The organism is Curvibacter sp. CHRR-16, assembly GCF_018474005.1.
GTDB lineage: Bacteria > Pseudomonadota > Gammaproteobacteria > Burkholderiales > Burkholderiaceae_C > Allorhodoferax.
Genome location: NZ_JAHCSH010000003.1, coordinates 284,594 through 310,004, shown reverse-complemented (window position 1 = coordinate 310,004; position 25,411 = coordinate 284,594). Strand labels below are relative to the sequence as shown.

The 25,411-nt window shown below is 57.8% G+C and carries 22 protein-coding genes; 14 read left to right on the top strand and 8 right to left on the bottom strand.

Going from position 1 to position 25,411, the window contains the following annotated elements; all coding sequences use genetic code 11:
• Positions 1-5 precede the first annotated feature (5 nt).
• A complete protein-coding gene (locus KIK84_RS08315; protein ID WP_214122884.1) occupies positions 6-560 on the top strand; it encodes an adenine phosphoribosyltransferase in 555 nt (184 codons plus the stop codon).
• Between the two features lie 15 nt (positions 561-575).
• Here KIK84_RS08315 and KIK84_RS08310 read toward each other — a convergent pair whose 3' ends face one another.
• The 6 genes from KIK84_RS08310 to rpmH form a co-directional block, all read right to left on the bottom strand.
• Positions 576-1,292 (bottom strand): hypothetical protein, encoded by a 717-nt coding sequence (locus KIK84_RS08310; RefSeq protein ID WP_214122598.1) that lies wholly within the window; start codon positions 1,290-1,292, stop codon positions 576-578.
• Positions 1,293-1,349: 57 nt separating this feature from the next.
• A complete protein-coding gene (gene mnmE, locus KIK84_RS08305; RefSeq protein ID WP_214122597.1) occupies positions 1,350-2,768 on the bottom strand; it encodes a tRNA uridine-5-carboxymethylaminomethyl(34) synthesis GTPase MnmE in 1,419 nt (472 codons plus the stop codon).
• Positions 2,769-2,850: 82 nt separating this feature from the next.
• On the bottom strand, positions 2,851-4,560 hold the full coding sequence (yidC, locus tag KIK84_RS08300; RefSeq protein ID WP_214122596.1) for a membrane protein insertase YidC: 1,710 nt from the start codon (positions 4,558-4,560) through the stop codon (positions 2,851-2,853).
• Positions 4,557-4,844, bottom strand: a complete 288-nt coding sequence (gene yidD, locus KIK84_RS08295) for a membrane protein insertion efficiency factor YidD (protein WP_214122595.1) — start codon at positions 4,842-4,844, stop codon at positions 4,557-4,559. Before yidD ends, yidC begins: the two co-directional genes overlap by 4 nt.
• Positions 4,841-5,329, bottom strand: coding sequence for a ribonuclease P protein component (locus KIK84_RS08290; RefSeq protein ID WP_502757546.1), 489 nt, complete (start codon positions 5,327-5,329; stop codon positions 4,841-4,843). Before KIK84_RS08290 ends, yidD begins: the two co-directional genes overlap by 4 nt.
• Before the next feature lie 27 nt (positions 5,330-5,356).
• Entirely contained in the window at positions 5,357-5,491 is a 135-nt protein-coding gene (gene rpmH, locus KIK84_RS08285) for a 50S ribosomal protein L34 (protein WP_005798102.1), read from the bottom strand.
• A gap of 254 nt (positions 5,492-5,745) precedes the next feature.
• Between rpmH and dnaA the strand changes: the two genes are divergently transcribed.
• The 6 genes from dnaA (at position 5,746) to KIK84_RS08255 (ending at position 15,019) form a co-directional block, all read left to right on the top strand.
• Entirely contained in the window at positions 5,746-7,209 is a 1,464-nt protein-coding gene (gene dnaA, locus KIK84_RS08280; RefSeq protein WP_214122594.1) for a chromosomal replication initiator protein DnaA, read from the top strand.
• 94 nt (positions 7,210-7,303) lie between these two features.
• A complete protein-coding gene (gene dnaN, locus KIK84_RS08275; RefSeq protein WP_214122593.1) occupies positions 7,304-8,413 on the top strand; it encodes a DNA polymerase III subunit beta in 1,110 nt (369 codons plus the stop codon).
• Between the two features lie 123 nt (positions 8,414-8,536).
• Positions 8,537-11,068: a DNA topoisomerase (ATP-hydrolyzing) subunit B gene (gyrB, locus tag KIK84_RS08270; RefSeq protein ID WP_250207881.1), complete on the top strand. Its 2,532-nt coding sequence runs from the start codon at positions 8,537-8,539 to the stop codon at positions 11,066-11,068.
• Positions 11,069-11,190: 122 nt separating this feature from the next.
• Positions 11,191-13,089 carry an SIR2 family protein gene (locus tag KIK84_RS08265; RefSeq protein ID WP_250207857.1) on the top strand — a complete coding sequence of 633 codons (1,899 nt, stop codon included), beginning with the start codon at positions 11,191-11,193 and terminating at the stop codon, positions 13,087-13,089.
• On the top strand, positions 13,089-14,537 hold the full coding sequence (locus KIK84_RS08260; protein ID WP_214122591.1) for an argonaute/piwi family protein: 1,449 nt from the start codon (positions 13,089-13,091) through the stop codon (positions 14,535-14,537). Before KIK84_RS08265 ends, KIK84_RS08260 begins: the two co-directional genes overlap by 1 nt.
• Positions 14,538-14,800: 263 nt before the next feature.
• Positions 14,801-15,019, top strand: coding sequence for a DUF3820 family protein (locus KIK84_RS08255; RefSeq protein WP_214122590.1), 219 nt, complete (start codon positions 14,801-14,803; stop codon positions 15,017-15,019).
• 6 nt (positions 15,020-15,025) lie between these two features.
• Here the strand turns inward: KIK84_RS08255 and KIK84_RS08250 are convergent, their stop codons facing one another.
• Positions 15,026-16,183 (bottom strand): hypothetical protein, encoded by a 1,158-nt coding sequence (locus KIK84_RS08250; protein WP_214122589.1) that lies wholly within the window; start codon positions 16,181-16,183, stop codon positions 15,026-15,028.
• 88 nt (positions 16,184-16,271) lie between these two features.
• Between KIK84_RS08250 and KIK84_RS08245 the strand changes: the two genes are divergently transcribed.
• From KIK84_RS08245 to KIK84_RS08230, 4 genes are all read left to right on the top strand, one after another.
• Positions 16,272-18,218, top strand: a complete 1,947-nt coding sequence (locus KIK84_RS08245) for a putative bifunctional diguanylate cyclase/phosphodiesterase (RefSeq protein ID WP_214122588.1) — start codon at positions 16,272-16,274, stop codon at positions 18,216-18,218.
• A 99-nt stretch (positions 18,219-18,317) separates the two neighbouring features.
• Complete coding sequence (locus KIK84_RS08240; RefSeq protein WP_214122587.1) at positions 18,318-19,340, top strand: alpha/beta hydrolase; 1,023 nt, start codon at positions 18,318-18,320, stop codon at positions 19,338-19,340.
• Between the two features lie 8 nt (positions 19,341-19,348).
• Positions 19,349-19,750, top strand: coding sequence for a YkgJ family cysteine cluster protein (locus tag KIK84_RS08235; protein WP_214122586.1), 402 nt, complete (start codon positions 19,349-19,351; stop codon positions 19,748-19,750).
• Positions 19,747-21,207 carry an MDR family MFS transporter gene (locus KIK84_RS08230; RefSeq protein ID WP_250207856.1) on the top strand — a complete coding sequence of 487 codons (1,461 nt, stop codon included), beginning with the start codon at positions 19,747-19,749 and terminating at the stop codon, positions 21,205-21,207. The genes KIK84_RS08235 and KIK84_RS08230 overlap by 4 nt, the downstream gene beginning before the upstream one ends.
• A 6-nt stretch (positions 21,208-21,213) precedes the next feature.
• On the opposite strand, the gene KIK84_RS08225 is transcribed toward KIK84_RS08230, so the two are convergent.
• Complete coding sequence (locus KIK84_RS08225) at positions 21,214-22,227, bottom strand: LacI family DNA-binding transcriptional regulator (protein WP_214122585.1); 1,014 nt, start codon at positions 22,225-22,227, stop codon at positions 21,214-21,216.
• 166 nt (positions 22,228-22,393) lie between these two features.
• Here KIK84_RS08225 and KIK84_RS08220 point away from each other — a divergent pair, with 166 nt between their 5' ends.
• From KIK84_RS08220 to KIK84_RS08210, 3 genes are read left to right on the top strand one after another with little or no spacing between them, the layout of a single operon-like run.
• Positions 22,394-23,671, top strand: coding sequence for an ABC transporter substrate-binding protein (locus KIK84_RS08220; protein WP_214122584.1), 1,278 nt, complete (start codon positions 22,394-22,396; stop codon positions 23,669-23,671).
• 3 nt (positions 23,672-23,674) lie between these two features.
• Positions 23,675-24,586, top strand: coding sequence for a carbohydrate ABC transporter permease (locus KIK84_RS08215; protein WP_214122583.1), 912 nt, complete (start codon positions 23,675-23,677; stop codon positions 24,584-24,586).
• Positions 24,587-24,588: 2 nt separating this feature from the next.
• Positions 24,589-25,410: a carbohydrate ABC transporter permease gene (locus tag KIK84_RS08210; RefSeq protein WP_214122582.1), complete on the top strand. Its 822-nt coding sequence runs from the start codon at positions 24,589-24,591 to the stop codon at positions 25,408-25,410.
• Position 25,411 lies beyond the last annotated feature (1 nt).

Below are 25,411 nucleotides of genomic sequence, written 5' to 3'. Positions count from 1 at the left end.
CTGCCATGCAACACCTGAGCATCAACCAATACCTGCGCAACCATATCCGTACCGTGCCGGATTGGCCTGCACCTGGAGTGCAATTTCGCGACATTACCCCGCTACTGCAAGACGCCAAGGTGTTTCGTGTGCTGATCGACGCCTTTGTGCACCGCTACATGGATCCCAGCATGCGCCCCGACGTGGTAGCGGGCCTAGATGCCCGTGGCTTTATTTTGGGCGCTGTGGTCGCCTATGAGCTCAATGTCGGCTTTGTCCCTATCCGCAAAAAAGGCAAGCTGCCTTTCACCACGGTCGAAGAAACCTACGAGCTGGAATACGGCAGTGCCACCGTGGAGCTGCACACCGATGCCGTCAAGGCCGGTGACCGCGTGCTGCTGATCGACGACCTGATTGCCACCGGGGGCACCATGATGGCAGGTAAAAAACTGCTGGAAAAGCTAGGTGCCACCGTGACCGAAGGTGCAGCGATTGTCGATTTGCCCGAGTTGGGCGGTTCGGCGCGCCTGCGCGAAGCAGGCCTGCCTTTGTTCACACTGGTGGACTTCGAAGGCCACTGAGCGAATGCACAGCGCTTACAAGTCGCCCCACTGGGTAGAACTCAAGGGTGACATAGCGCGCTCATCAATCACCGTATCCTGAAAGTCGCGCACCGGCATAGGCTTGCGCGGGCCGGTTTGCACAATTTGCCCGGGCGCTGACAAAGGTCCTTGCGCAGGGATGGATGCCAAGGCTTTTTTGAACGCCAACAACTCATCTTCATGCAACGGGTCGTAGGGTTTGAGTGAGGTGGTATCGGCAAAGGCACGCTCATCCGTTGCTGTACTTTTGCGGCTGTCTGCCGGTTCCTGCGCCACCCGCTCGGTACGAGTGATGCGCTGTGCCAGCACATGCTCGTTGGCGCGCCAGTACACCGCATTGACCTGCATCTCATGGCGGTTTTTGGCTGCTTGCACGATGTTTTGCTCCATTTCGTACAGCCTGCCGTGATCAGCCATGATGGCGCTGCCTACGTCCACCATCACCAAGTAATCCAAGCCGCGTGAGTCCAGTGACAACACTTTGAACTTGTAGCTGCTGGAAATCAGGCCTGCGCGGGCCATCGTTTCACGTACCACGCCATACAACATTTCACGTCGTTCATAACGTTCTGCACGACGTGCCAACGGATCGTTGGCATCTGCGCCGACAGCACCCGCGCGTGCACCATCGGCTTGCAACCCCGCATTGGTACGCTGGGTTGTTGGTGTTGCGGTATTGGCTTTTTTGCCAAACCAATTAAATAAAGACATCTTGTCTCATCCTTGTATGCGGCTCGGTAACGTGCTGCTGTTTGCCAGTCTAGTGCGCTACTTGCCAATGCAAAACTGCGAAAAGATCACTCCCAATAGGTCATCACTCCCAAATTCGCCCGTGATTTGATTCAGTGCATTCTGAGCCAAACGCAACTCCTCGGCCAGTATATCTAGCGCTAACGCCCTCTGTTGCAACCACTCGTCTGCCAGAGAAAGATGCTCCTGCACAGTGTGCAAAGCCTGAAGGTGGCGCTGTCGCGCCAAATACACACCACTGCCCGCAGGCTGCCAGCCCGCCAATTCCAGCAAGCGCATGCGCAGGGGTTGCAAGCCCTCACCCGTCTTGGCCGATAGCACCACCCCATCAGCAATGCTGGGCAACTCTTGCGGGGGCACCGCATCGGCCTTGTTCCACACATGCAATACCGGCACACCTTGGGGAAGTTTTTCAGCCACCAAGCTTGCTATATCTGCTTCTGCTGCTACATATTCTGTAGCAGATGCGCGTGACAAATCGTGCAAAAACAGCAGCACATCGGCCTGCTCTATCTCACCCCACGCACGCTGTATGCCGATGCGCTCCACCTCATCGTCGCTGGCACGCAAGCCAGCTGTGTCCACGATGTGGATAGGCACACCCTCTATCTGGATGGTTTCCTGTACCTTGTCACGGGTGGTACCCGCAATCGGTGTGACGATGGCCAACTCTGCACCAGCTAAGGCATTGAGCAAGGATGATTTGCCAGCATTGGGCTGACCGGCGATAACGACTTTGAGCCCCTCGCGCAGCAGGGCTCCTTGCTGGGCCTGCGCTTGAACTTGCTGCAACTGCTGCCGCAAGCGCTGTAGCTGCCCCACGGCATCGGCTTTTTGCAGGAAATCGATTTCCTCTTCCGGAAAATCCAGTGTCGCCTCCACCAACATGCGCAGGTGGATGAGGCGCTCACGCAGCACAGCAATCTCACGCGAAAACGCACCCGACAAAGACTGCGAAGCACCCCGCGCGGCCGCCTCGGTACTGGCATCGATCAAATCGGCAATCGCTTCGGCCTGGGCCAGATCGAGCTTGCCATTCATAAAGGCACGCTGGGTGAATTCGCCCGCCTGCGCCAAACGCAAACCGGCCAGCCACGGCTGACCTGTGGGTTGCAGTTGCTGCGCCAACTCCAGACAGCGGGCCACCAGCAACTGGAGCACCACCGGGCCACCGTGGGCTTGCAACTCCAACACATCTTCACCGGTGTAGGACTGTGGTGCCACAAAGTGCAGGGCCAAACCATGGTCCAGTGGTGCACCATGACCATCGTTGAACGGCAAATAAGTGGCTTGGCGCGGCACCAAGGCTTTGCCCAGCAAGGCTGCAATAAACGGCCCCAACTGAGGACCACTGATACGCACAATACCCACCGCCCCACGTCCGGGAGCTGTGGCTATGGCAATGATGGGATCACGGTGGCGAGCAAGCGAAGTCATGGAAAATGGCCAACTGTCTGTCGTTATACAAGCAGGGAACCCAAGCACAAAGGGCCCTTGCGGGCCCTTTGTGCTGATCTGCTTACTTGAACTTGGGCAGATTGAACTGCGGTGGTACGCCCATTCGGGTGTTGATAATCCACTGCTGAGCAATCGACAAGATGTTGTTCGTGATCCAGTACAGCACCAAACCGGCGGGGAAAGCGAAGAACATCACGCTGAAGGCCAGCGGCATGATCCACATCATCTTGGCTTGCAGTGGGTCTGGTGGCGCGGGGTTGAGCGCTGTCTGCAGCAAGGTTGACAAGGTCATGATGACGGGCAGGATGAAGTAAGGATCCTTGGCAGACAAGTCGGTCACCCACAAAATCCACGGTGCATTGCGAATCTCCACCGATGACAACAGCACGGAGTACAGCGCAATAAAAACCGGAATTTGAATCACGATAGGCAAGCAACCGCCCATGGGGTTGACCTTTTCCTCGCGGTAGATCTTCACCATCTCTTGCTGCATTTGCTGCGGTTTGTCTTTCAAACGCTCACGCAGCTCCATGATGCGGGGGTTGATGGCCTTCATCTTGGCCATGCTGGCGTAGGCCTTGGCGTTGAACCAGTAGAAAGCAATCTTGAGCAAAAGCACCAAGGCCACGATGGACCAGCCCCAGTTGCCAATAAAGCCATGCAACTTGTCGAGCAACCAGTACAGCGGTTTGGCAATGATGGTCAGGTGACCGTAATCCTTGACCAACTCCAAACCGGTCGCAATGCCTTCGAGCATTTTTTCGTCTTGGGGGCCCATGAACAAAGTTGCCTTGATTTGCTTGCTCTGGCCAGGCTCAATGGCACCCAATGGGCTCACCATAGTGGCGCGGTAGCAGCAATCGGCCAAGGTCGAACCAATGTCTACGCCGTCAAAGTGGAACTCACGCTGCACGCCCTTGGGCAAAATCCAAGCGCTGGCAAAGTAATGTTGCACCATGGCGACATAACCGTTGTCAGCTTGTGCGGGGTAGTCGGCTTTTTTCTTTTTGATGTCAGAAAAATCCACCTTGCGGTACTTGCTGTCCTCGGTATAGAGGGCCGGGCCGGTGTAAGTGGAATAGAAGGACGATCCGCCTTCTAAAGGATTGCCGTCGCGCACCAACTGCAAATACAGCTGCGGAGCGATAGGCGCGCCAGAAGCATTCACCACATCTTGCTGCACATCCACCGCATAAGAGCCGCGGTGCAAGGTATAGGTTTTCACCAGCTTCACACCACCGACTTCGGGCGACGTAAATTGAATGCTCAAGCTATCTTGACCTTCTTTCAATACGCGATCACCGCTAACTTGCATCACGGTTTTGTGGGTTGGCAAACCTGCACCTGCCGTCTGCACCAAGCCCGTTTGCGCTTGGTACACATGGGCAGCACTGTCTTCCAAAAGCACCACATTACGGGTCTTGTCGTGGTCATCCACGTGCTTGAGAAACTCGGTGCGCACCACAGAACCGCCTTCGGTATCGAAGGTGAGTTTGAGGGTATCGGTGCTCACTTCAAAACGTTCTTTGGGCAACGCGGGAGTTGCCGCATGGGCAGCCGTCGTGGCAGGAACTGCACTGCCAGTCGCTCCAGTAGTGGCTGGCGTGGGAGTAGCCGCGCTTGCTGTCGGCACTGCAGCCTTATCAGCAGCCGGCGTGGCGCGTGGGAAGAAAGTGGCTTGGTGTCCGTTATAGACCTGCCACTGGTCCCATAACAAGACCATGGAGAAACCAAAAACCACCCAAAGAATGGTGCGGCGAATATCGTTCATGGAACTCTCTTTTCCGAAGAGACAGATGAGGTTGAAGAGAAACGGCGAAACAAACCACCGTGCAAAGGCGACTGCTCGGGTACCGGATCATGCCCCCCAGCACAGCCGGGATGGCAACGTACCAGACGGCGCAATGTGAGATAAGTTCCCGCTGCTGCACCGTGCTGCTGCAAGGCCTGCAATGAGTAGGCCGAGCAAGTAGGCTCAAAACGGCAAGAAGAACCCAACCAAGGGCTCAAGAATAAGCGGTAGCCACGAACCAGCAGAATCAGTATGGACTTCATAGCGTGTTCGTTGCCAGTTGGGATGGTGTGGCCGCTAAGTCTGCCAAACGGCGCTGGGCGTTGCTGAACAAGACCTGCAGCTCTTGGCGCACGTCGTGCCGCAACTTGTCAGAGGTGGCGCTAATGTACTCTGCCCTGTCCCAGCTTGTGCGCAAGCGCACCACATGGCCCATGGGTGCGAGCAACAACAGCGTGGGCGCATATTCTGCGGCCACGCTGTAGATTTGGCGCTTGATGGTATTGCGTGTCACAGCCCGGCGTGCCCAACGCTTAGGCACCATCGCCCCCAACCACGTACCCGATGGATGGAACACCGGGCGCATAGCTTCGGGCTGGCGCAGGCTCAAGGCACTCAATTCACGGGCATGCAACGCAAAATGCTGCGTTCGCGACACCACAACCCCATCCAAGACAACTTGGAATTGCGGGCGGGTTTGCAAACGCAGCAAGTGCGTGCAGTGTGTGCTGTGGACGTCGTGGGACACCACGCACCCAGACCAGACTAAGCCAGCTTAGACAGCCAGGCGTTTGCGGCCCTTGGCGCGGCGTGCGTTGATCACGGCGCGACCACCACGAGTCTTCATGCGAACCAAGAAACCGTGGGTGCGAGCACGACGGGTTTTGGATGGTTGGTATGTGCGTTTCATTGTTGAAAAATTCCTGTAGTAACCGACTGCTTCGGGTGGACTTCTGTTCGGACCACGCTTAGCTGGCCAAAGCCAACCCTGAAGTCCGGTGAACCGCGAATTATCGCAAAACTTTAAACATGCAGCAAGGCCGCGCTTGCAGGCATAATCCGCCCCCTTGCCGTTTCGGCATGCAGGCGGTGTGGATAAGCTCTTAATAATTGCGCATTCACCAGCATCCACAACCACAAATATCCACAACAAAGCCATCAGCCATGAGCCAGGGACCATCATTACAAAACAGCGACAGCGGCATCCCACTGAGCGTGGGTTTGTGGCAAGAGTGTTTGGACGTGCTAGCGCAAGAGCTGCCCGAACAACAGTTCAACACCTGGATCAAACCTCTCTCTGTACAGCCGGGCGACGAGGAAGATCGCATCACCCTGCTGGTGGCCAACCGCTTCAAGCTGGACTGGGTGCGCGCCCAGTACAGCCAACGCATCAGCACGCTGCTGGAACAGCTACGTGGCATGCCCGTGCAATTGGAATTGGCCATCGCAGCCCGAGTAGCCCCCACCCGTGTGCATATGCCTAGCAGGCCTGTGGATAGCACCCCCACCATTGACACCTTTGCCAACGGCTATACCCCCAATCCAGCCGGGGACGGCACCATATCTGCCGCTGCCAACGGAGCCGAAAGCACCACTACCAGCGTTCCCAAGAACCGCCTCAACAGCATCCTGACGTTCGATACTTTGGTGGAGGGTTCTGCCAACCGCATGGCCCGCGCCGCCGCCATGCATGTAGCAACCTCACCGGGTGCCATGTACAACCCCCTGTTCATTTACGGTGGGGTGGGCTTGGGCAAAACCCACTTGATGCACGCCGTCGGCAACCGCCTGCTGCAAGACAAACCGCAGTCCAAAGTGCTGTACATCCACGCCGAGCAATTCGTCTCCGATGTGGTGAAGTCCTACCAGCGCAAGACTTTTGATGAATTCAAGCAGCGCTACCACTCGCTGGATTTGCTGCTGATTGACGATGTTCAGTTCTTCGCTGGCAAAGACCGCACGCAAGAGGAGTTCTTCAACGCATTTGAAGCCCTGCTGACGCGCAAGAGCCACATCATCATGACCAGCGACACCTACCCCAAGGGGCTGACCGACATCCACGAGCGCTTGGTGTCGCGCTTTGACTCGGGACTGACCGTGGCCATCGAGCCACCCGAATTGGAAATGCGCGTGGCCATCTTGATCAACAAAGCCCACGCCGAAGGCGCCGACATGCCCGAAGAAGTCGCTTTTTTTGTGGCCAAAAACGTGCGCTCCAACGTGCGCGAGCTTGAAGGGGCCCTGCGCAAGATACTGGCCTACTCGCGCTTTAACCACAAAGACATTTCCATTCAGCTGGCGCGCGACGCGCTCAAAGACCTGCTGTCGATTCAGAATCGGCAAATCAGTGTGGAGAACATCCAAAAAACGGTGGCCGACTACTACAAGATCAAAGTGGCCGACATGTACAGCAAAAAGCGCCCGGCCAGCATTGCCCGGCCACGCCAGATCGCTATGTACCTGGCCAAAGAACTGACGCAAAAGAGTCTGCCTGAGATTGGCGAGTTGTTTGGCGGACGCGACCACACCACTGTCTTGCATGCAGTGCGCAAAATCGCCGCCGAGCGCCAGCAGCTAGCTGAACTGAACCAGCAGCTGCACGTACTGGAGCAAACCCTGAAAGGCTGATGCGAAAAACCCAACAACGCGCGCCAAGAAATGTCACAAAACAAGCGAAAATGCGCGTTGCCCAGTGAATTGGATATATGGAGAGGATTTACCCATGATCGTTTTGAAGGCTACACAAGACAAGGTTCTGTCGGTACTGCAATCGGTGGCCGGCATCGTGGAGCGTCGCCACACCTTGCCGATACTGGCCAACGTACTGCTGCGCAAAGCAGGTGACTCGATCCAACTGACCACCAGCGATTTGGAAATCCAAATCCGCACCACCGCCGATCTGGGAGGCGACACTGGCAATTTCTCCACCACCATTGGCGCCAAAAAACTCATCGACATCCTGCGCACCATGCCCGGCGATCAGACCGTGAGCTTGGAGTCGAGCCAAAACAAAGTCATCCTCAAAGGTGGCAAGAGCAAGTTCACGCTGCAAACCCTGCCCGCCGAAGACTTCCCACTGGTGCAAGAATCGGCCAACTTCGGCCCCGTTTTCAGCGTGCCGCAAAAAACCCTCAAAGCGCTGCTGGGCCAAGTGGCGTTTGCCATGGCCGTGCACGACATCCGCTACTACCTCAACGGCATTTTGTTCGTGGCCGAAGGCAAAACCCTGAGCTTGGTCGCGACCGACGGGCACCGCTTGGCCTTCTCCAGCGCCACCTTGGACACCGAAGTGCCCAAACAAGAAGTCATCTTGCCGCGCAAAACCGTGATGGAACTGCAGCGCCTGCTCAGCTCCAACGATGAAGGCCTGATCGAGATGCAATTTGCCAACAACCAAGCCAAGTTTGCGTTTGACGGCATGGAGTTCGTCACCAAGCTGGTGGAAGGCAAATTCCCCGACTACAACCGCGTCATCCCCAAAAACCACAAAAACAGCGTCACACTGGGCCGCACCGCTTTGCTGACCACGCTGCAACGCACAGCCATTCTGACCAGCGACAAGTTCAAGGGCGTGCGCCTGAACCTAGACCCCGGCTCGCTGCGCGTGGCCTCCAGCAACGCCGAGCAAGAAGAAGCCATGGACGAGTTGGACATCGACTACGGTGGTGACAGCATCGAAATCGGCTTCAACGTTACCTACCTGATTGATGTGCTGACCAACATGGATCAGGACATGGTCAAGATCGAACTCTCCGATGGCAACAGTTCCGCGCTCATCACCATCCCCGACAACCAAGACTTCAAGTACGTTGTCATGCCGATGCGCATCTAAGCCCGCAAAAAAGTAAAAAATGCGCCGAAAGGCGCATGGATAAAGCTTGACGCGCTAGCAAAACCATAGCAGAACACCATGAGCGAAATCACCAGCAACGCCGACGACAACACCCCAGTACCCATGCCCGCAGCCGGAGCAGACAGCTATGGCGAAGGCAGCATCCAAATCTTGGAAGGGCTGGAAGCCGTGCGCAAACGCCCCGGCATGTACATCGGCGACACCAGTGATGGCACCGGTCTGCACCACTTGGTCTTTGAAGTGGTGGACAACTCCATCGACGAAGCGCTGGCTGGCCACTGCGACGACATCGTGGTCACCATCCACTCGGACAACTCCATCAGCGTCACCGACAACGGCCGCGGCATCCCCACCGGCGTGAAGATGGACGACAAGCACGAGCCCAAGCGTTCGGCCGCTGAAATTGCCCTCACCGAACTGCACGCGGGCGGCAAGTTCAACCAAAACAGCTACAAGGTTTCTGGCGGCTTGCACGGCGTGGGCGTATCCTGCGTGAACGGCCTGTCCAAATGGCTGCGCCTGACCGTGCGCCGCGATGGCAAGGTACACCAAATCGAGTTTGCCCAAGGCATTGTGCAAAACCGCATACTGGAAACCGTGGATGGCGTGGAAGTCAGCCCCATGCGCGTGACCGGCACCACCGACAAGCGTGGCACCGAAGTGCACTTCCTGCCCGACACCGAAATCTTCCAGCAAAACAACGACTTCCACTACGAAATCCTGTCCAAGCGCCTGCGCGAGCTGAGCTTCTTGAACAACGGCGTGCGCATTCGCCTCAAGGACGAGCGCGATGGCCGCGAAGACGACTTCTCCGGCGCTGGCGGCGTCAAGGGCTTTGTGGACTTCATCAACGCCAACAAAAAGGTGCTGCACCCCAACGCCTTCTACGCCACTGGCAGCCGCCCTGCCGACAGCTACGGCGGCATTCCCGGCACCGAGATTGGTGTGGAAGTGTCCATGCAGTGGAACGACGGCTACAGCGAGCAGGTACTCTGCTTTACCAACAACATCCCCCAGCGCGACGGTGGTACCCACCTGACCGGCCTGCGTGCGGCCATGACCCGCGTGATTGGCAAGTACATCGCCGACAACGACATGGCCAAGAAAGCCAAGGTCGAAGTCAGCGGTGACGACATGCGCGAAGGCCTGTGCTGCGTGCTCTCGGTCAAAGTGCCCGAGCCCAAATTCAGCAGCCAGACCAAAGACAAGTTGGTATCGAGCGAAGTGCGTGCCCCGGTGGAAGACATCGTGGCCAAGGCGCTGACCGAATTCTTGGAAGAAAAACCCACCGACGCCAAGATTCTGTGCGGCAAGATCATCGACGCTGCCAAAGCCCGCGAAGCGGCCCGCAAAGCGCGTGAAATGACCCGCCGCAAAGGCGTGCTGGACGGCATGGGCCTGCCCGGCAAGCTGGCCGACTGCCAAGAAAAAGACCCCAGCCTGTGCGAAATCTACATCGTCGAGGGTGACTCCGCCGGCGGCTCGGCCAAGCAAGGCCGCGACCGCAAGTTCCAAGCCATCCTGCCCCTGCGCGGCAAGATCCTGAACGTGGAAAAAGCCCGCTACGAGAAGCTGCTCTCCAGCAACGAAATCGTCACCCTCATCACCGCACTGGGCACCGGTATTGGCAAAGCCAGCGAAGACAGCGGCAAGAGCGGCGCGGACGACTTCAACGTGGACAAGCTGCGCTACCACCGCATCATCATCATGACCGACGCGGACGTGGACGGTGCCCACATCCGCACCCTGCTGCTGACCTTCTTCTACCGCCAGATGCCCGATCTGGTCGAGCGCGGCCACATCTACATCGCCCAGCCCCCGCTGTACAAGGTGAAGAACGGCAAAGAAGAGCTGTACCTCAAAGACGCCTCCGCCCTGGACAGCTATCTGCTGCGCATTGCGCTGGTGGGTGCTTCCGTCCACACCGGTGGCACTGCCCCCCAAGTGCTCAGCGGCGACACCTTGGCCACCTTGGCACACAAGCACCAAGTGGCCGAGGCCGTGGTGGATCGCCTGCAAAACTTCATGGATGCCGAGGCGCTGAGGTCAATAGCCGACGGCGTGGCCCTGAACTTGGATACTTTGGACGACGCTCAAGCCAGCGCCAATGCCCTGCAAGCCAAGCTGCGCGACGTGGGCAGCGAAGCCATGGTGGCCGGCGAATTTGACGTGCGCACCGACAAACCCGTGCTGCGCATCAGCCGCCGCCACCACGGCAACGTCAAGAGCAGCATCATCACCCAAGACTTTGTGCACGGTGCCGACTACGCCGCCTTGGCCGAAGCGGCCAATACCTTCCGTGGCTTGCTGGGCGAAGGCGCTAAAGCCACCCGTGGCGAAGGCGAAAAGGCCAAGGAAGAAAAGGTGAGCGACTTCCGCCAAGCCATGGCGTGGTTGATTGCCGAAGCCGAGCGCACCACCAGCCGCCAGCGCTACAAAGGCTTGGGCGAAATGAACCCCGAGCAGCTGTGGGAAACCACCATGGACCCCACTGTGCGCCGCCTGCTGCGGGTGCAGATCGAAGACGCCATCGAAGCCGACCGCGTGTTCACCATGCTCATGGGCGACGACGTGGAGCCGCGCCGCGACTTCATCGAGACCAACGCGCTGAGGGCTGCGAATATTGATGTGTGATTTTTGAACGATTTATAAGATGCAATACGGCGAACAATATTTTGCAAAATCTATGATTTGAGGGCGTTTAATAGGGCTGACCGACGGATTTATAAAGCCGTCGCATCCAAGGAAAAAAGCGAATGAGCTACGTGTCTAGTTCGATACCGACAATCTCGGCAGCACAGTTCTCAACGGCCTTCGCCTTGAGGCCCAACTTGGTGGCCTGGTTCCTCGGGGCTGGCGCTTCCGCCGCGTCAGGAATTCCTACTGGCTACGCGATGATTCGGGACTTCAAGGCCCAAATCTTCTGTCGCAAGAACAACCTCTCCAAGCGCGAAATCGACACCGGCGACCAAGTCTGGATTGACCGGATCGACGCCTTCTTCAGGCAAACCTCGCTTCTCCCGCCAGATGGAGACCCGACCGAGTACGCTGCGGCGTTCGAAGCGGTCTACCCCCAGCCCCGGCATCGCAGGCAGTACATTGACGACGCCATCTCCAAAGGCACGCCTTGCTTTGGGCACAAGGTTCTCGGAAGCCTGATTGCCGCCCGCAAGGTGGACTGCATATTCACCACCAACTTTGACCCCCTGGTGGAGGAATCCGCAGTCAGTGCCAACGTATTGCTGCCCACGGCGGATCAGGCGCGGCCAACGGTCGCGGCCATTGACTCGGGAGAGCGCGCCATGCGCTGCCTCAACGAGTCGGACTGGCCCTTGGTGGCCAAGCTCCATGGCGATTACCAATCCATCGCCATCAAGAACACAGGGTCTGAACTCGAGCGGCAGGACGAGCGCATGCGGCACGTGCTCGTCGAGGCAAGCAAACGCTTCGGGATGGTGTTCGTCGGTTACAGCGGGCGGGACGCTTCGGTTATGGAGGCGTTGACCGCAGTCTTACGGGAACCTGCACCGTTTCCGAACGGCCTGTATTGGGTGACATCGTCCGCTTCCCGTCTCCTACCTGCGGTCACTGAGTTCTTGGAGCACGCTCATCTTGCTGGCGTCGACGTTGCGGTGGTCGAGTGCAAGACGTTCGACGAATTGGCAGGTGATGTCATCAAGCATGTCGACCTGCCGCAGGTGCTGATGGACCATGTGATGCAAGGCAGGGCTGCCCCCCGCCTGGTGCCCGTCAATCTGCCGAACAGCCACGCCCGGGAGTTTCCGGTGCTGCGGTACTCCGCACTCCTCATCGAATCGTTGCCGCGCGTTGCACGGCGGATGACCCTAGCGCAGGCTGCGACCTCTCCCACGGTCAGAGCACTATTGAAAGAACAGCACAGCAGGGCAGTCGTCGCCGCAAATGGCCGTGAACTAGCGGTGTTCGGGAAAGACGAAGAAGTCTTGGCAGCGCTAGCGCCCCTCGGAGCTCAGATCGCGGGGACGGTAGACTTGGATGCGGCCAGGGACAGCTGGGCGTTGGGTCTTCTGTACGACGCGTTGGTCAAAGCTCTGTCTCGGTATCGCCCCCTCATTCCTCGGTTCAAGCGTTCCGGGCACTCACTCATCGTCGCCAGCCCTCGGGAAGGCGAGGACCCGGAATTCGCTCTGAAGCGTTCACAGGACCTCGCCCCACTGCGCACGGCGTATGAGAGCGCCCTCACGGGCAACGTCCCGAAGCTCAACTTCCCGTTCAATGAAGGTGTCTTCTTGAAGCTGGAACAGATAGAGGACCGTTGGTGGTGCGGCTTCGAGCCATACACGTTCGTAGACATTCCCCGGCCTGAGCACTCTGAGCGGGCCCTTCAGCCAGAGTCAGGTAGTACCGAAAACGACGCGTTGGGAGTGCCATTCGAACGCCGCGGTGGTGATCCGGCGGGAGACTGGCGAAGAGAGCGTTGGGCTCCGAAGTACAACAAGCAGTGGGCAGCGATCATCCACGCGTGGGCAACGCTGCTCACGTCGGCCAAGGACGGCAAGGTCCGCGCCTTCGGTCTGGAGGATGGCATTGGCATCGACGCAGTGTTCACCGTCTCGCGGTTCACTGGCTGGAGCCGACCAGGCCACCATCACACCTACTTCGATAGGACCAAGTGATGGCCAGTTCCTTCCAAGCATCGAAGCTTCCGCCATTCACGCTCCTGGACGAGCCGCTGCTCTCCTTCTCGCCGTCGGACGACACACAGGTGGACGTCCATCCCCTGAGAGGACTACTCAATTTCGGGCCGTATTCCAAGGGCTCATTCGGTGGGTACACCTCGCAGATTCGAATCGCCACTGTGGGGCCCGAGAGTTCGTACAAACGCCGTGGTGAGCTGATGGCATCTCTGCGCGGCTCATACCAGCCCAGCGACCGCTCCGAGTACGTGCCACCGTACCCAGGCTTTGATCGATTGTTCGGTGTGCAGTTGGAGGCGGCGCGCGGCGCGCATATCAAATGGCCTGACTCCCTAGCTCAACTTCCAGGCGACGGCGATCCGCAGGCTCGGCTGTTCCAGGCAATGAATTCCGCTCTTCGCAGGCTTGATGCGGTGCGCAACGAGTTCGATGTGGTGCTGGTGCACTTCCCGGACTCCTGGGCTACCGCAACACGCAGCAAGTTCTTCGATGCACACGACGCACTCAAAGCACTGGGGGCAAAGTACAACATTCCTACCCAGGTGCTCAACGACCGAGTTTTCACCTTCAACTACAAGGCTTCGCTCGCCTGGCGCTTGGCAACCGCCCTTTACGTGAAGGCGGCGGGGACACCTTGGAAGTTGGCTCCGCTGAAAGGGGTGCCCGATGACACCGCGTACATCGGCCTCGCCTATGCACTACGTGGCGACCAGCGTGACGCTCACTATGTGACGTGTTGCTCGCAGGTTTTTGACATGGACGGCGGAGGCATGCAGTTCGTGGCGTTCGAAGCGCGCGACCCTGTCGCCGACGTAGCCGAGGCCCGCCGCAACCCCTTTCTGAGCCGGGACGACATGCGTGCGGTTCTCGCACGAAGCCTTGAGCTCTATCAGGGCCGCAATGGTGGCAACTTGCCCAAACGACTGGTCATCCACAAGACCACGGCGTTCAAGCAGGAGGAAATCGAAGGCGCGTTTGATGCGCTGTCCGGCGTGGCTGAGATTGAGTGTGTAGAGGTCGGTGCAGCGTCCTGCTGGCGAGGGGTCTGGCTGATTCAGTCTGCTGGTGCGACGCCGCCGACCAGACCATCGGGCTATCCGGTTCCCCGAGGGACGATGGTCGCCCGTTCGGGGACCTCGGCACTCGTATGGGTGGCCGGCAACGCACCTGAGGTATCTACGAGAGGCGACTACTACCAAGGGAAGAAGAGCATCCCGAAGCCGCTGCAACTCATCCGGCATGCTGGAAGAGGCTCGCTAGAGCTGATTGCCCACGAAGCGCTTGCTCTGACCAAGATGGACTGGAACAACGACGCACTGTATGACCCAGTACCGGTGAGCATTCGGTATTCGCAGCGGTTGGCGCGGACCATCGCCAATGTTCCGGACCTGCCCGGCAAGGTTTATCCCTACCGACTTTTCATGTAAAGAACAGCGCGACAACTGGGCGACCAGCCTTCAGGAGGCAACAAGTGACTATCCTTAGCGAAATTCAGAAGTGGGCCGAGAAGCTACCTGTCGGGCAGACAGCTTGTTGTGGCAATGCTGTTCGAACGCACAACACTGACCACTGATGACCTTGAGAACATTCTGGCCCTAGTTCAAGATTTCCATGAGATCGTCAACGTTTTTCGGCCACAAAGGTCGCCAACTGACAAAAAAACAAGTCGCGGCACGCACAATCGGCTCCCATGCTCCCCAACGACGCCACCCAGCTACTCAAGCTTGTCTCTATGCCAATGCCTTACGGCAAATACGCTGGACGCTTGCTGGCCGATTTGCCGGGGCACTACCTGAACTGGTTTGCCCGCGAGGGATTTCCACCCGGTGAGCTGGGTCGCTTACTGGAGCTGATGCAGACCATAGACCACAACGGCTTGCGCCATTTGCTGCAGCCTCTGCGGCGATAAATAGTCCTAAACGTTCTTCCACAGCACGCGCATCTTGCCCAAGCCTGCCCCGGCAGCGTTGTACAGGTCTGCGGGTGACACGGTAATGCGCTTGAACAAACCCGCTATGGCATGGGTTTGGGGCTGCAAGCCCACCACTTGGTGCACGCTTTTGTAGCAGTAGTACACAAACTCCGAGCAGCTAAAGCGGTGGAAGGTGGCGCTGTCTTCAAACAGGCAGTCGTAGCCCGCGCCAATTTGCCCCAAACCAGAGCGGATAGCTGCCACAGCCACTTCGGCGCGGGTCAAGGTGTCGCCAGCGTGCAGGCGCTCGTACAGGGTTTTGGCTTCTCCGCTGAGTTGCACCAAGGTGTGGGCGTCGGGCTGCAAGTCAGCGCGGGTGAAGGTCTCTGGCATGCGGATCACGGCCACATAGTCGCAGCGCAAGAAGGTGAGGATGTCCTCCACATGCACACCTTTGGCCATGGAGTGCATGACCATTTGCGAGCCCGTCTGAAAGTAATCCGGGTTGTGGCGCACGGCATCTTGCTGCGCTTGCGTGGCTTCGTGCCAATGGCCATCCGCCCCCAGTGCCTTGAGACGACGGCTGGCGATAGCGCGATCGGCCTCGGTCAACGGGCCCACATACAGTGCGGCGTGCGAGAAATACTGGCTGCCATTGCCAGCACCACCAGTTAGGCGGATGAACTCACCATCCACATAGCCGTCAAACCCGCGCAGCAAGATGTCCCCTGGCTGCAGCAAGCCGCCGGGCTGGTCGATGAGTTGGCGTATTTCGTGGCCGCGCAGTTTGAAAACGCTGCTCTCTTGCACCACCACCCACGGCGCCCGGAAGTAGCGCAACGTACCCAGCCACGTGATAAAGCGCGAGCAAATGCGCGTGACCACACCACCAGCGCCTACCGAATCGGGTAAACGATCGCTGTCGTAGTGGTACAGCGCATAGGCAGTGTATGTGCCCACGAGCAACACCATGCCCAAGACCACGGTCGCCATAGCCCAAGCGCCAAGGCCGTAATACTGATGCCCCCAGTAAAGCAAGGCAAAAAGCCCCACAAAAATGATCGGCAACGTAAGATTAACCATGAACCGATAAAGTCTAAAAAACAGGCTTACCAGCAGTGCAGCCAACAGCAAAAGCAGGTGATCCAGTGATCGGTTCATGGTGGTCATCCTTAATAGTTAACCGCATAATGCCTCGCAACACGGTGTGGCTTTTCTATTTTCGGGGGGGCGGATGGGATTGGCAAGCATGCAGCAAACCATGCGATCGGGCTGGCAAGCCATATCTGCCATGGACGACCTACTGGGCACCGAAGAACGCGCCCAGCAAGTGCTGCTCACGGTGGTACTGGGACTGTTTTTTGCTGTTCCTTACGGTTTTTCAAACCTCAACGTTCCGTTACTCAAACTGGTTGGCGTCATAGAGCTGTGCGCATCGGTATTGTTCTTGCTCCCCGCTGGTTTTTTGGCTCTGAATAAACGCGCCATCGCCGTAGCTGAAAACTTGGTACTGCTCAGTGGCTTTTTCATCTTTTCTTCACTGATCGTGTTCTATGGCGTACTAGGCACAGGATTGTTTTGGGCCTTCTTATTTCCCTTCTTGGCTTTTTTCCTCAAAGGTGCGCGCCTTGGCTTGCTCTACAGCTTGTTATTTATCATCGCCGTAGCCAGTTTCTTTGAAGTCGGATCAGGCTTTTTGCCCTATATCCACCGCTATCCCGAGGGTTACGGATGGCACTACTGCGCTTCCTTGATTTGTTACACCGCCATTGCAGCGGGTTTCAACCTTTTGCGGGCACGGTTTGAAGAGCGTTTGCAGCAAAAGGTGGAAGAGCGTACAAAGACTGCACACACGTATATGGAGCAACTTGAGTATCAGGCCAGACACGATGTAGTCACCCTGTTACCCAACCGCCTTGAAGCTGCCACGCTACTGGCAAACGAAATTGCCCGCGCTCACGAGCAAGGCACTGGCATCGCCGTGTGTTGTTTGCATATCAAACGCTTTTTGGAGTTGAGCCACTCTCTTGGCGTAGAGGGCGTGGATGAAATGCTTCTCTCGATTGGCAAACACCTTACACGTGTGCTTGAACACAATGGCCATGTAGCACGCAGCAGACGCGATGAGTTCATGCTGATTTGCCGCATGCCCAGTAGCAAACTAGAACCTGAGGCCGTGAAAAAGCTGATGGAACACCGAGAACTCTCATTGGAAGTGCAAGGCTACACGCTGAGGGTGGAATTTGCCGTTGGGATTGCGCTTTACCCAATGCACAGTGATACAGCAACCACCCTGATGCGCCAGGCTGAGCAAGCCTTGGTTCAAGCATACAAAACCGACGCGGCATGGGCTATGTACGACCAAGCCCACGAATTGCAGTTGCAGCGCAACCATGTGCTGTTTAGCCGCATGGTGCAGACTCTCAACGATGACAATTTCCAGCTCTATCTGCAACCACAAGTGAACTTGGCCACTGGCAAACTGGTGGGCGCCGAAGCACTCACCCGCTGGTGCGACCCGACTGAGGGAATGATTCCGCCATCTATCTTTATCCCCATTGCCGAAGAATCGGGACTGATTGGGCCGTTAACGCAATGGCTGCTTCAACGCTGTTTTGCCGAACTTGCCCGTTGGCAAGCTGCTGGCTTGCAACTAGGCATTTCCATCAACGTATCGGCTTTGACGCTGATGCATCCACGCTTTTTGGAGCAGCTTGGTAATTGGCTGCAGCAATACCAAGTGCAGGCCAAGAACGTGACACTGGAAATCACCGAAAGCTGCTTCATTGGCTCGCCTGAGCGCGCCTTGAAAGTACTACACCAGCTACGTGGCATGGGTTTCCAGCTATCGATTGACGACTTTGGGACCGGTTTTTCCTCACTGGCTTATCTGAAAGACATGCCTATCACGGAGCTCAAAATCGACCAAGTGTTTGTGCGCAAACTGCTATCCCAAAACAGTGACCAAGCCATTGTGGCCTCCACCATCCATTTGGCGCACCGCTTGGGCATGACGGTGGTGTCTGAAGGGATTGAGGATGCGGCTACCGCGCAGTGGCTAGCGGCCCAAGGTTGCGACACGGGGCAAGGCTACTGGTTTGCGCGACCCATGCCTTGTGATGACTTTTTTGCTACAGCACAAAAACTGCACGATACCCCCACATCGAGCCTGCCACTGCCAGCGACCTCTCTTTAGGCATGCGCCATGGCAGGAACTCCATAGCGCAAACCGCATCCAAGATAATGACCGGCCCATTGGCTGGAACACACAACTATTCTTTTAAAAGGGTTTTTTATGCGAAATGCAGCCTTGGCTGTATGGCTTCTCTCGGGTTTGTGCTGCACCGCCATGGCAGCCGATAACAGCAAGCTCATGGGTTATGTGCCCGGCGCCCAAGTGGTTCAAATCCAGCAAGAACGTGGTCAAGTCGATTTACTGAGCAATGTGATTTACGCCCAGTGGAAAGGCACGCGCTCAGTACGCCAGATGAAGATGTCTTTGCTGGTGCCCCGCAATGACGATCTCAAACCCGCCATCGTGTACTTTCCCGGCGGGGGATTCACCACCTCAGAACACGAAAAATACTTGGAAATGCGCATGGCCTTGGCCCAAGCGGGCTATGTAGTGGCCGCGGTGGAATACCGCACCGTGCCGGACAAATTTCCTGCGCCCCTCGAAGATGCCAAAGCAGCCGTGCGCTATCTGCGCGAGCATGCCGCCGAATACGGCATAGACCCCACCCGCATTGCCGCGCTCGGTGATTCAGCCGGTGGCTATGTAGCCCAACTGCTGGGCACCACAGGGGGCGAGAAGCGCTACGACAAAGGTTCGTACTTGGACAAGTCTTCCGATGTGCAGGCCGTTGTCACGCTGTATGGACTGTCCAATCTGCTCAACATCGGCGCTGGCTTGCCAGAGAACATCCAAAAGGTGCACGAATCGCCCGCCGTCACGGAAGCCCTGCTGGTCAACGGCCCTGCCTTTGCGCGCTTTCCCGGAGCCAGCATCATGAGCGTGCCCGACAAAGCCTTGGAAGCCAGTTCCATGGGCCATTTGGAGGGCAAAAAACCCCCGTTTCTGATTTTCCACGGCAGTGCAGACACGCACGTTTCCCCCGTGCAAAGCGCCCAGCTCTACCAAGGTCTGGTGGCCAAGGGCAATAGTGCCGAATACGTGCTGGTCGAAGGCGCTGGGCATGGCGATTTGACTTGGTTCCAAAAGCCCATCATCGACCGCGTTGTCACATGGATCAGCAAGACTTTGGGCGCGCCCACCAAAACACAGCGCCACAGCAACGACCCCAACGCATCGCTCTGACCCCTCCCATGCGCTCATCCATTCACATCGTGGACGTGGATCGACTCGATACTTGGTCGCGCTACCGCAATGGCTTGTGCGACACCTGCCAAGCCAACTGCTGCACCATGCCGCTGGAAGTGGGGCTGCCCGATTTGATCCGCTTGGGGGTGGTGGATCCTTTTGAAGCCGAGTACGAGGAGCCGCGTCGCATCGCCAAACGATTGGAAAAAGCAGGCATCATCGAGCACTTCAACCACAAGCACTGCCTCTTCACCATCGCCCGCCGTGCTGGAGGCGATTGCCGTTTTCTGGACGCGCAAACCCGCCGCTGCACGGTGTACGAGCAACGCCCCGACACCTGCCGCCTGCACCCCCAAAAGAAAAGCCCCAAGCCGGGTTACTGCGCCTACGGAATGCGCCGACCATGACCGAATCGCCCCCTGCTGCCCACACCACACCCCACTCCACCAAAACCCTGCGTGATCTGCTTCTGGCCATGGTCGGTTTGTGCTGCGTTCTCATCATGGTGGCACTGGACCAAACCATTGTGGGCACGGCCTTGCCCACCATCGTGACCGAATTGCAGGGCTTTGAGTTGTATGCCTGGGTCGGTACGTCCTACTTGCTGACCTCCGTTATTACCGTGCCTATTTTTGGCAAGCTCGGTGACGAACATGGACGCAAGCCGTTTTTGCTCATTTCCATCACCCTGTTCACGCTCGCTTCGTTGCTGTGCGGAGCCGCGCAAAGCATGCCGCAACTGGTGGCCGCACGGGCACTGCAGGGCATAGGCGGTGGCATGCTGACCGCATCGGTATTTGCCTCGGTTGCGGACATCTTCCCCAACAGCCAAGAACGGCTGCGCTGGCAGGTGGTGTTTTCCAGCAGCTACGGTCTGGCCAGTGCCATTGGGCCTAGTCTGGGCGGCTATTTGTCGCACTACTGGGGGTGGCGCTGGGTGTTTTTGGTCAACCTGCCAGTGGGCATATTGGGGCTGTACTTTGTGTGGCGCCACTTGCCCCGCGTGCGCCACCAACACAGCCAGCCCCAAGCGCTGGACTGGTGGGGGGCCGCACTGGTAGCCGTGGCCTTGGGTGGCTTTCAACTGCTGGTGGAGTGGCTGCCCGAAGGCCACAACCCACTGGTACTGGTGCTGCTGGCATTGCTCAGCACGGGCGCTGCCGTGGCACTGTGGCGCTGGGAGCGCCGCATACCCAACCCCATGCTGCCACTGGACATGCTGCTGCGTAAACCGCTGTCCCAGCTCATGCTGCTGGCCAACCTACTGGGCTTGTGCATGTTTGGGGTGATTTTCTACACCCCGCTGCTGCTGCAAAGCGGCTTTGGTTTGAGCCCGCACGACGCGGGTTTGCTCGTCACGCCACTGGCGGTGTGCATCACCATCGGCAGCATGGTCAATGGCCAAGTGGTGCGTCTGCTGCCGCAACTGAGCAGCAACACCCTGTTGCTCTGTGGCTTGTGGCCCACCATGGGCATGGCGGTATCGCTGATGACCATGCAGGCCACTACCCCACACTGGTGGATTGTCATCACCATGGTGCTGGGTGGCTTGGGCTTGGGGCTGCTGCTGCCCAATATCACCCTGCTGGTGCAATACACCTCGCCACGCAGCCAACTGGGTATTGCCACGGCCATGCTGCAAACCGTGCGCATGGTGGGTGGCATGCTGGGCACGGCACTCATGGGCACGTGGATCAGCTACCACACCCAAACCCACAACACACCTGCCACACTGGTCAACGCCAATCACCAAGGTTTTGGCTTTTTGTTGGCGGTGCTGGTGCTGTGTTTGCTGTTGGTACGGGCCCTGCCACCGCTCAGTCTGCACGACAAACCGCACGACCCCGTGCCTGCAACCGATTAAGCCACCTTACACCGCCACCGACGCGGTGCTGTCGCGCACCACCAAAGTGGGAGGACTGACCTGCAAAATGGTGGGTTGGTGCTGCGGATTGCCCACCAAATCCAGCAGCAAGTTGACCGACAAGGTGGCCAACTCTTCCACGTGCAAGGACACGGTGCTCAGCGCCGGGCGCAGTTCGCGCGCCAGCTGGATGTCGGTCAGTCCCATGACGGATATGTCGTGTGGCACACGCAGTCCCCGCTCAAACAAGGCCTGGTACACGCCCATGGCCAGCAAGTCGTTGGTGGCAAACAAGGCCGTGAGGTCTCCGTGACGCTGCAGCAGTTCATGGGTCGCGTTGCGACCACTTTCCACGTTGTCCAAAACATGCAGCACAGCCTCTGGTGGCAAGGTAATACCGTGCTGTTGCAGCACACTGGTAAAGCCATCCAATCGGGTGTGCTGCTCGCCTTCCAAGCCACAACCCACAATAACGCCAATGCGCCGGTGCCCCAGTCCCAGCAAATGCTCGGCAGCTAGCTGGCCAGCGCGTGCCAAATCCACCAGCACATGGGGAAAATGGTCTTGCAAATTGGCTTTTTCTTCCGAGGCCAGCACCACGGGTGAGCGGCGGCCTTTGAGCGCTTGGATGTCCTCAGTTTGCAAACCAGTGTGCAAGACCAGCACCCCATCGGCCAAGGTGCCGGCGATTTGGCGCAGGTAAGCGCAGCCCACCTCGGGGCGTGCATCGGTGTTGCAGACCATGAGGAAGAAGTTGCGCTGGCGGGCTACGCGTTCGGCCACCCGCACGAATTCAGGGTAGAAAGGATTGCTGATATCGGGCAGTACCAAGGCCACCATGGAGGACTTTCCCTCGGCCAACGCACGCGCCATCAAGTTGGGCTGGTAGCCGGTGATGCGTATGGCCTCTTCCACCTTGCGGATGGTTTCGGGGCGTACCTTGTTACTGTTGCGCAGCACGTTGGACACGGTGGCCGTGGTGACCCCTGCCAAGCGTGCTACTTCGTTGAGAGTGGCCATAAGCAAAATGTGTTTTTGGCTCTTATAGCGCAAAAAACAAATTTTTTAAACGCTTAAATCCCCAATACAACCCGCATGCCAATTCGCGCAAGATACTGTGGCGTGTTGGGTTCAGGCCATTTCAGCGCGCCAAATTTAAACGCTTAAATCACAACGAGGAGCAACCATGAACTTTGCGAAACGCACCACCCTGAGCACCATGATTGGCTTGGCCCTGAGCGCATCGGGCCTGATGGCCAGCCACGCCGCACAAGCCGGCGAGGTGACGATTTGGGCTTGGGACCCGAACTTCAACATCGCCATCATGCAAGAGGCGGCTAAGCGCTACCAAGCCAAGCACCCCGGCGTGACCTTCAAGATCGTGGACATGGCCAAGGCCGACGTGGAGCAGAAACTGCAAACCGGTTTGGCCTCGGGAGTGAGCAAAGCGCTGCCCGATATCGTACTGGTGGAAGACTACAACGCACCCAAGTACCTGCGCTCCTTCCCCGGTGCGTTTGAAGCCCTGAACGGCAAGATCAACCACGATGGCTTTGCCAAATACAAGGTCAACCTGATGACCATGAACGGCAAGGTCTACGGTGTGCCGTTTGACACTGGCACCACCGGCATGTACTACCGCAGCGACTTGCTCAAGCAAGCAGGCTTTGCTGCCAAAGACATGGAAAACATCACGTGGGATCGCTTCATCGACATCGGCAAACAAGTGGAAGCCAAGACTGGCAAAAAAATGCTGGCCATGGATCCAGGCGACATTGGCCTGCTGCGCGTCATGATGCAAGGCGCTGGCCGCTGGTACTTTGACAAAGACGGCAAACTCGATATCAAGAACAATCCTGCGCTCAAGGCTGCTTTGCAAACCTACGCCAAGATCATGCAAGCGGGCATCTACAAACCCGCGTCGGGCTGGGGCGACTGGGTGGGTGCCTTCAACAAAGGCGACGCGGCCTCCGTCACCACGGGCGTGTGGATTACCGGCTCTGTAAAGGCCGAGGCGAGCCAGTCGGGCAAGTGGGCCGTAGCCCCCACACCGCGCCTGAATGTGCCCGGTGCCATCAACGCCTCCAACTTGGGGGGCTCTAGCTGGTACGTGCTCTCCAGCGCCAAGGAAAAAGCGGCTGCGATAGATTTCCTCAACGAGGTCTACGTCAAGGACATGGACTTCTACCAAAACATCCTGACGACCCGTGGCGCTGTGGGTTCCTTGCTGGCATCGCGCAATGGCAAGGCCTACTCGGAAGCCGACCCCTTCTTCGGCGGCGACAAGGTATGGCAAAAGTTCAGCGACTGGCTATCCAAGGTGCCTGCTGTGAACTACGGCATGTACACCTATGAGGTGGATACCGCCGTGTCCGCCCAGCTACCCGCCTTGGCCCAAGGCCTGCCAGTAGAAAAAGCACTGGACGCAATCCAGAACCAAGTGGCATCGCAAATTCCGCAATAAACCATGGCAACCCCCATTCCCCAATCGCCCAGCAGCTATCGGCGTTTTTACGACATCAATGGCTGGCTGTTTGTGTCAGCCACGCTGGCCTTGATGGCGGGCTTCATGGTCTACCCCATCGTGAAGTCACTCTGGATGTCCTTGCACGCAGGGCCCGGCATGCTGGTCGAGTTTGTGGGGTGGGGCAACGTGGTGCGCTTGTCCAAAGACCCGGTGTTCTTGCAGGCGCTCACCAATACCTGCATTTTTCTGGTGGTCCAAGTGCCCATCATGCTGGTATTGGCACTGGTGCTGGCATCGTGCCTGAACATGCCCCAACTGCGCCTACGCGGGCTGTGGCGCACCATCGTGTTCCTGCCCTGCGTCACCTCCTTGGTGGCCTACTCGGTGCTGTTCAAGAGCATGTTTTCGTACGACGGTGTCATCAACCACGGCTTGCTGGCCTTGCACATCATCAGCGAACCCATTGCCTGGCTCAACGACCCGTTCTGGGCCAAAGTGGTCATCATTTCGGCCATCACTTGGCGCTGGACAGGCTACAACATGATTTTTTATCTGGCTGCCATGCAAAACATCGACAAGTCGATTTACGAGGCAGCCCGCATCGATGGCATTTCGGCCTACCGCCGCTTTGTGTCCATCACCATTCCCATGCTCAAGCCGGTGATTTTGTTCACCACCGTCACCTCCACCATCGGCACGCTGCAGTTGTTTGACGAGCCCATGAACATCACCAGCGGGCTCAACAGCAATGGCAACCCCGCCAACGCCACGCTGACCTTGTCGATGTACATCTACAACCTCTCGTTCAAGTTCGTGCCCAACTTCGGCTACGCGGCCACGGTGTCCTACGTCATCGTCGCCATCGTGGCGGTGCTGGCCTACCTGCAGTTCTTGGCCGCAAAGGACAAATAAACATGCTGGACCGAATTGCCAACCCCCTGCGCATGGCAGGCGTCTACCTGTTCCTGACGGTGGTGTCTGCGCTGTCGCTGTTCCCCTTTGCGTGGATGCTCATTGGCACCACCAACACCTCCACCGACATCACCAAAGGCCAGATGACTATTGGCGGTGCCTTGTGGGACAACATCCACAAGCTCACCAACCTGTTTGACCTGCAGCAAGTACTGTGGAACTCCACCAAAGTCACCTTGCTGGGCACACTGGCCACACTGGTGGTGTCTTCGCTGGCGGGTTATGGCTTTGAAGTGTTCAGCAGCAAAGTGCGCGAACGCGTCTACCAAGCCTTGCTGCTGTCCATGATGATTCCGTTTGCGGCGCTCATGATTCCGCTCTTCACCCTCATGGCGCAAATGGACTTGCTCGACACCCACTTGGCCATCGTGCTGCCCACCGTGGCATCGGCCTACATCGTGTTTTACTTCCGCCAAAGCACCAAGGCCTTTCCCTCGGAACTGCGTGAAGCGGCCCGCATCGATGGTTTGAAGGAATGGCAGATCTTCCTCTTCGTCTACGTGCCCGTCATGCGTTCCACCTACGCAGCAGCCTTTGTCATCACTTTCATGGCGGCATGGAACAGTTTCCTGTGGCCTCTCATCGTGCTGCAGTCGCCCGAGCTCAAGACCATCACCCTGGTGCTGTCCTCGCTGGGCTCAGCCTACTTCCCTGAATACGGCGCCATCATGGTCACCGCTGTGATCGCCACATTGCCCACCTTGGTGGTGTTCTTTGCCATGCAACGCCAATTCGTCCAAGGCATGCTGGGTTCCGTCAAATAAG

Excerpts from the sequence above, each read along its gene's own strand:
- KIK84_RS08265 (WP_250207857.1), top strand. The coding sequence starts at position 11,191 with ATGAGCTACGTGTCTAGTTCGATACCGACAATCTCGGCAGCACAGTTC.
- KIK84_RS08230 (WP_250207856.1), top strand. The coding sequence starts at position 19,747 with ATGACCGAATCGCCCCCTGCTGCCCACACCACACCCCACTCCACCAAA.
- dnaA (WP_214122594.1), top strand. The coding sequence starts at position 5,746 with ATGAGCCAGGGACCATCATTACAAAACAGCGACAGCGGCATCCCACTG.
- KIK84_RS08255 (WP_214122590.1), top strand. The coding sequence starts at position 14,801 with ATGCTCCCCAACGACGCCACCCAGCTACTCAAGCTTGTCTCTATGCCA.
- yidC (WP_214122596.1), bottom strand. The coding sequence starts at position 4,560 with ATGAACGATATTCGCCGCACCATTCTTTGGGTGGTTTTTGGTTTCTCC.
- KIK84_RS08220 (WP_214122584.1), top strand. The coding sequence starts at position 22,394 with ATGAACTTTGCGAAACGCACCACCCTGAGCACCATGATTGGCTTGGCC.
- gyrB (WP_250207881.1), top strand. The coding sequence starts at position 8,537 with ATGCCCGCAGCCGGAGCAGACAGCTATGGCGAAGGCAGCATCCAAATC.
- KIK84_RS08240 (WP_214122587.1), top strand. The coding sequence starts at position 18,318 with ATGCGAAATGCAGCCTTGGCTGTATGGCTTCTCTCGGGTTTGTGCTGC.
- dnaN (WP_214122593.1), top strand. The coding sequence starts at position 7,304 with ATGATCGTTTTGAAGGCTACACAAGACAAGGTTCTGTCGGTACTGCAA.
- rpmH (WP_005798102.1), bottom strand. The coding sequence starts at position 5,491 with ATGAAACGCACATACCAACCATCCAAAACCCGTCGTGCTCGCACCCAC.
- KIK84_RS08235 (WP_214122586.1), top strand. The coding sequence starts at position 19,349 with ATGCGCTCATCCATTCACATCGTGGACGTGGATCGACTCGATACTTGG.
- KIK84_RS08225 (WP_214122585.1), bottom strand. The coding sequence starts at position 22,227 with ATGGCCACTCTCAACGAAGTAGCACGCTTGGCAGGGGTCACCACGGCC.
- KIK84_RS08315 (WP_214122884.1), top strand. The coding sequence starts at position 6 with ATGCAACACCTGAGCATCAACCAATACCTGCGCAACCATATCCGTACC.
- KIK84_RS08210 (WP_214122582.1), top strand. The coding sequence starts at position 24,589 with ATGCTGGACCGAATTGCCAACCCCCTGCGCATGGCAGGCGTCTACCTG.
- KIK84_RS08245 (WP_214122588.1), top strand. The coding sequence starts at position 16,272 with ATGCAGCAAACCATGCGATCGGGCTGGCAAGCCATATCTGCCATGGAC.
- KIK84_RS08215 (WP_214122583.1), top strand. The coding sequence starts at position 23,675 with ATGGCAACCCCCATTCCCCAATCGCCCAGCAGCTATCGGCGTTTTTAC.
- KIK84_RS08260 (WP_214122591.1), top strand. The coding sequence starts at position 13,089 with ATGGCCAGTTCCTTCCAAGCATCGAAGCTTCCGCCATTCACGCTCCTG.
- KIK84_RS08310 (WP_214122598.1), bottom strand. The coding sequence starts at position 1,292 with ATGTCTTTATTTAATTGGTTTGGCAAAAAAGCCAATACCGCAACACCA.
- yidD (WP_214122595.1), bottom strand. The coding sequence starts at position 4,844 with ATGAAGTCCATACTGATTCTGCTGGTTCGTGGCTACCGCTTATTCTTG.
- KIK84_RS08250 (WP_214122589.1), bottom strand. The coding sequence starts at position 16,183 with ATGAACCGATCACTGGATCACCTGCTTTTGCTGTTGGCTGCACTGCTG.
- mnmE (WP_214122597.1), bottom strand. The coding sequence starts at position 2,768 with ATGACTTCGCTTGCTCGCCACCGTGATCCCATCATTGCCATAGCCACA.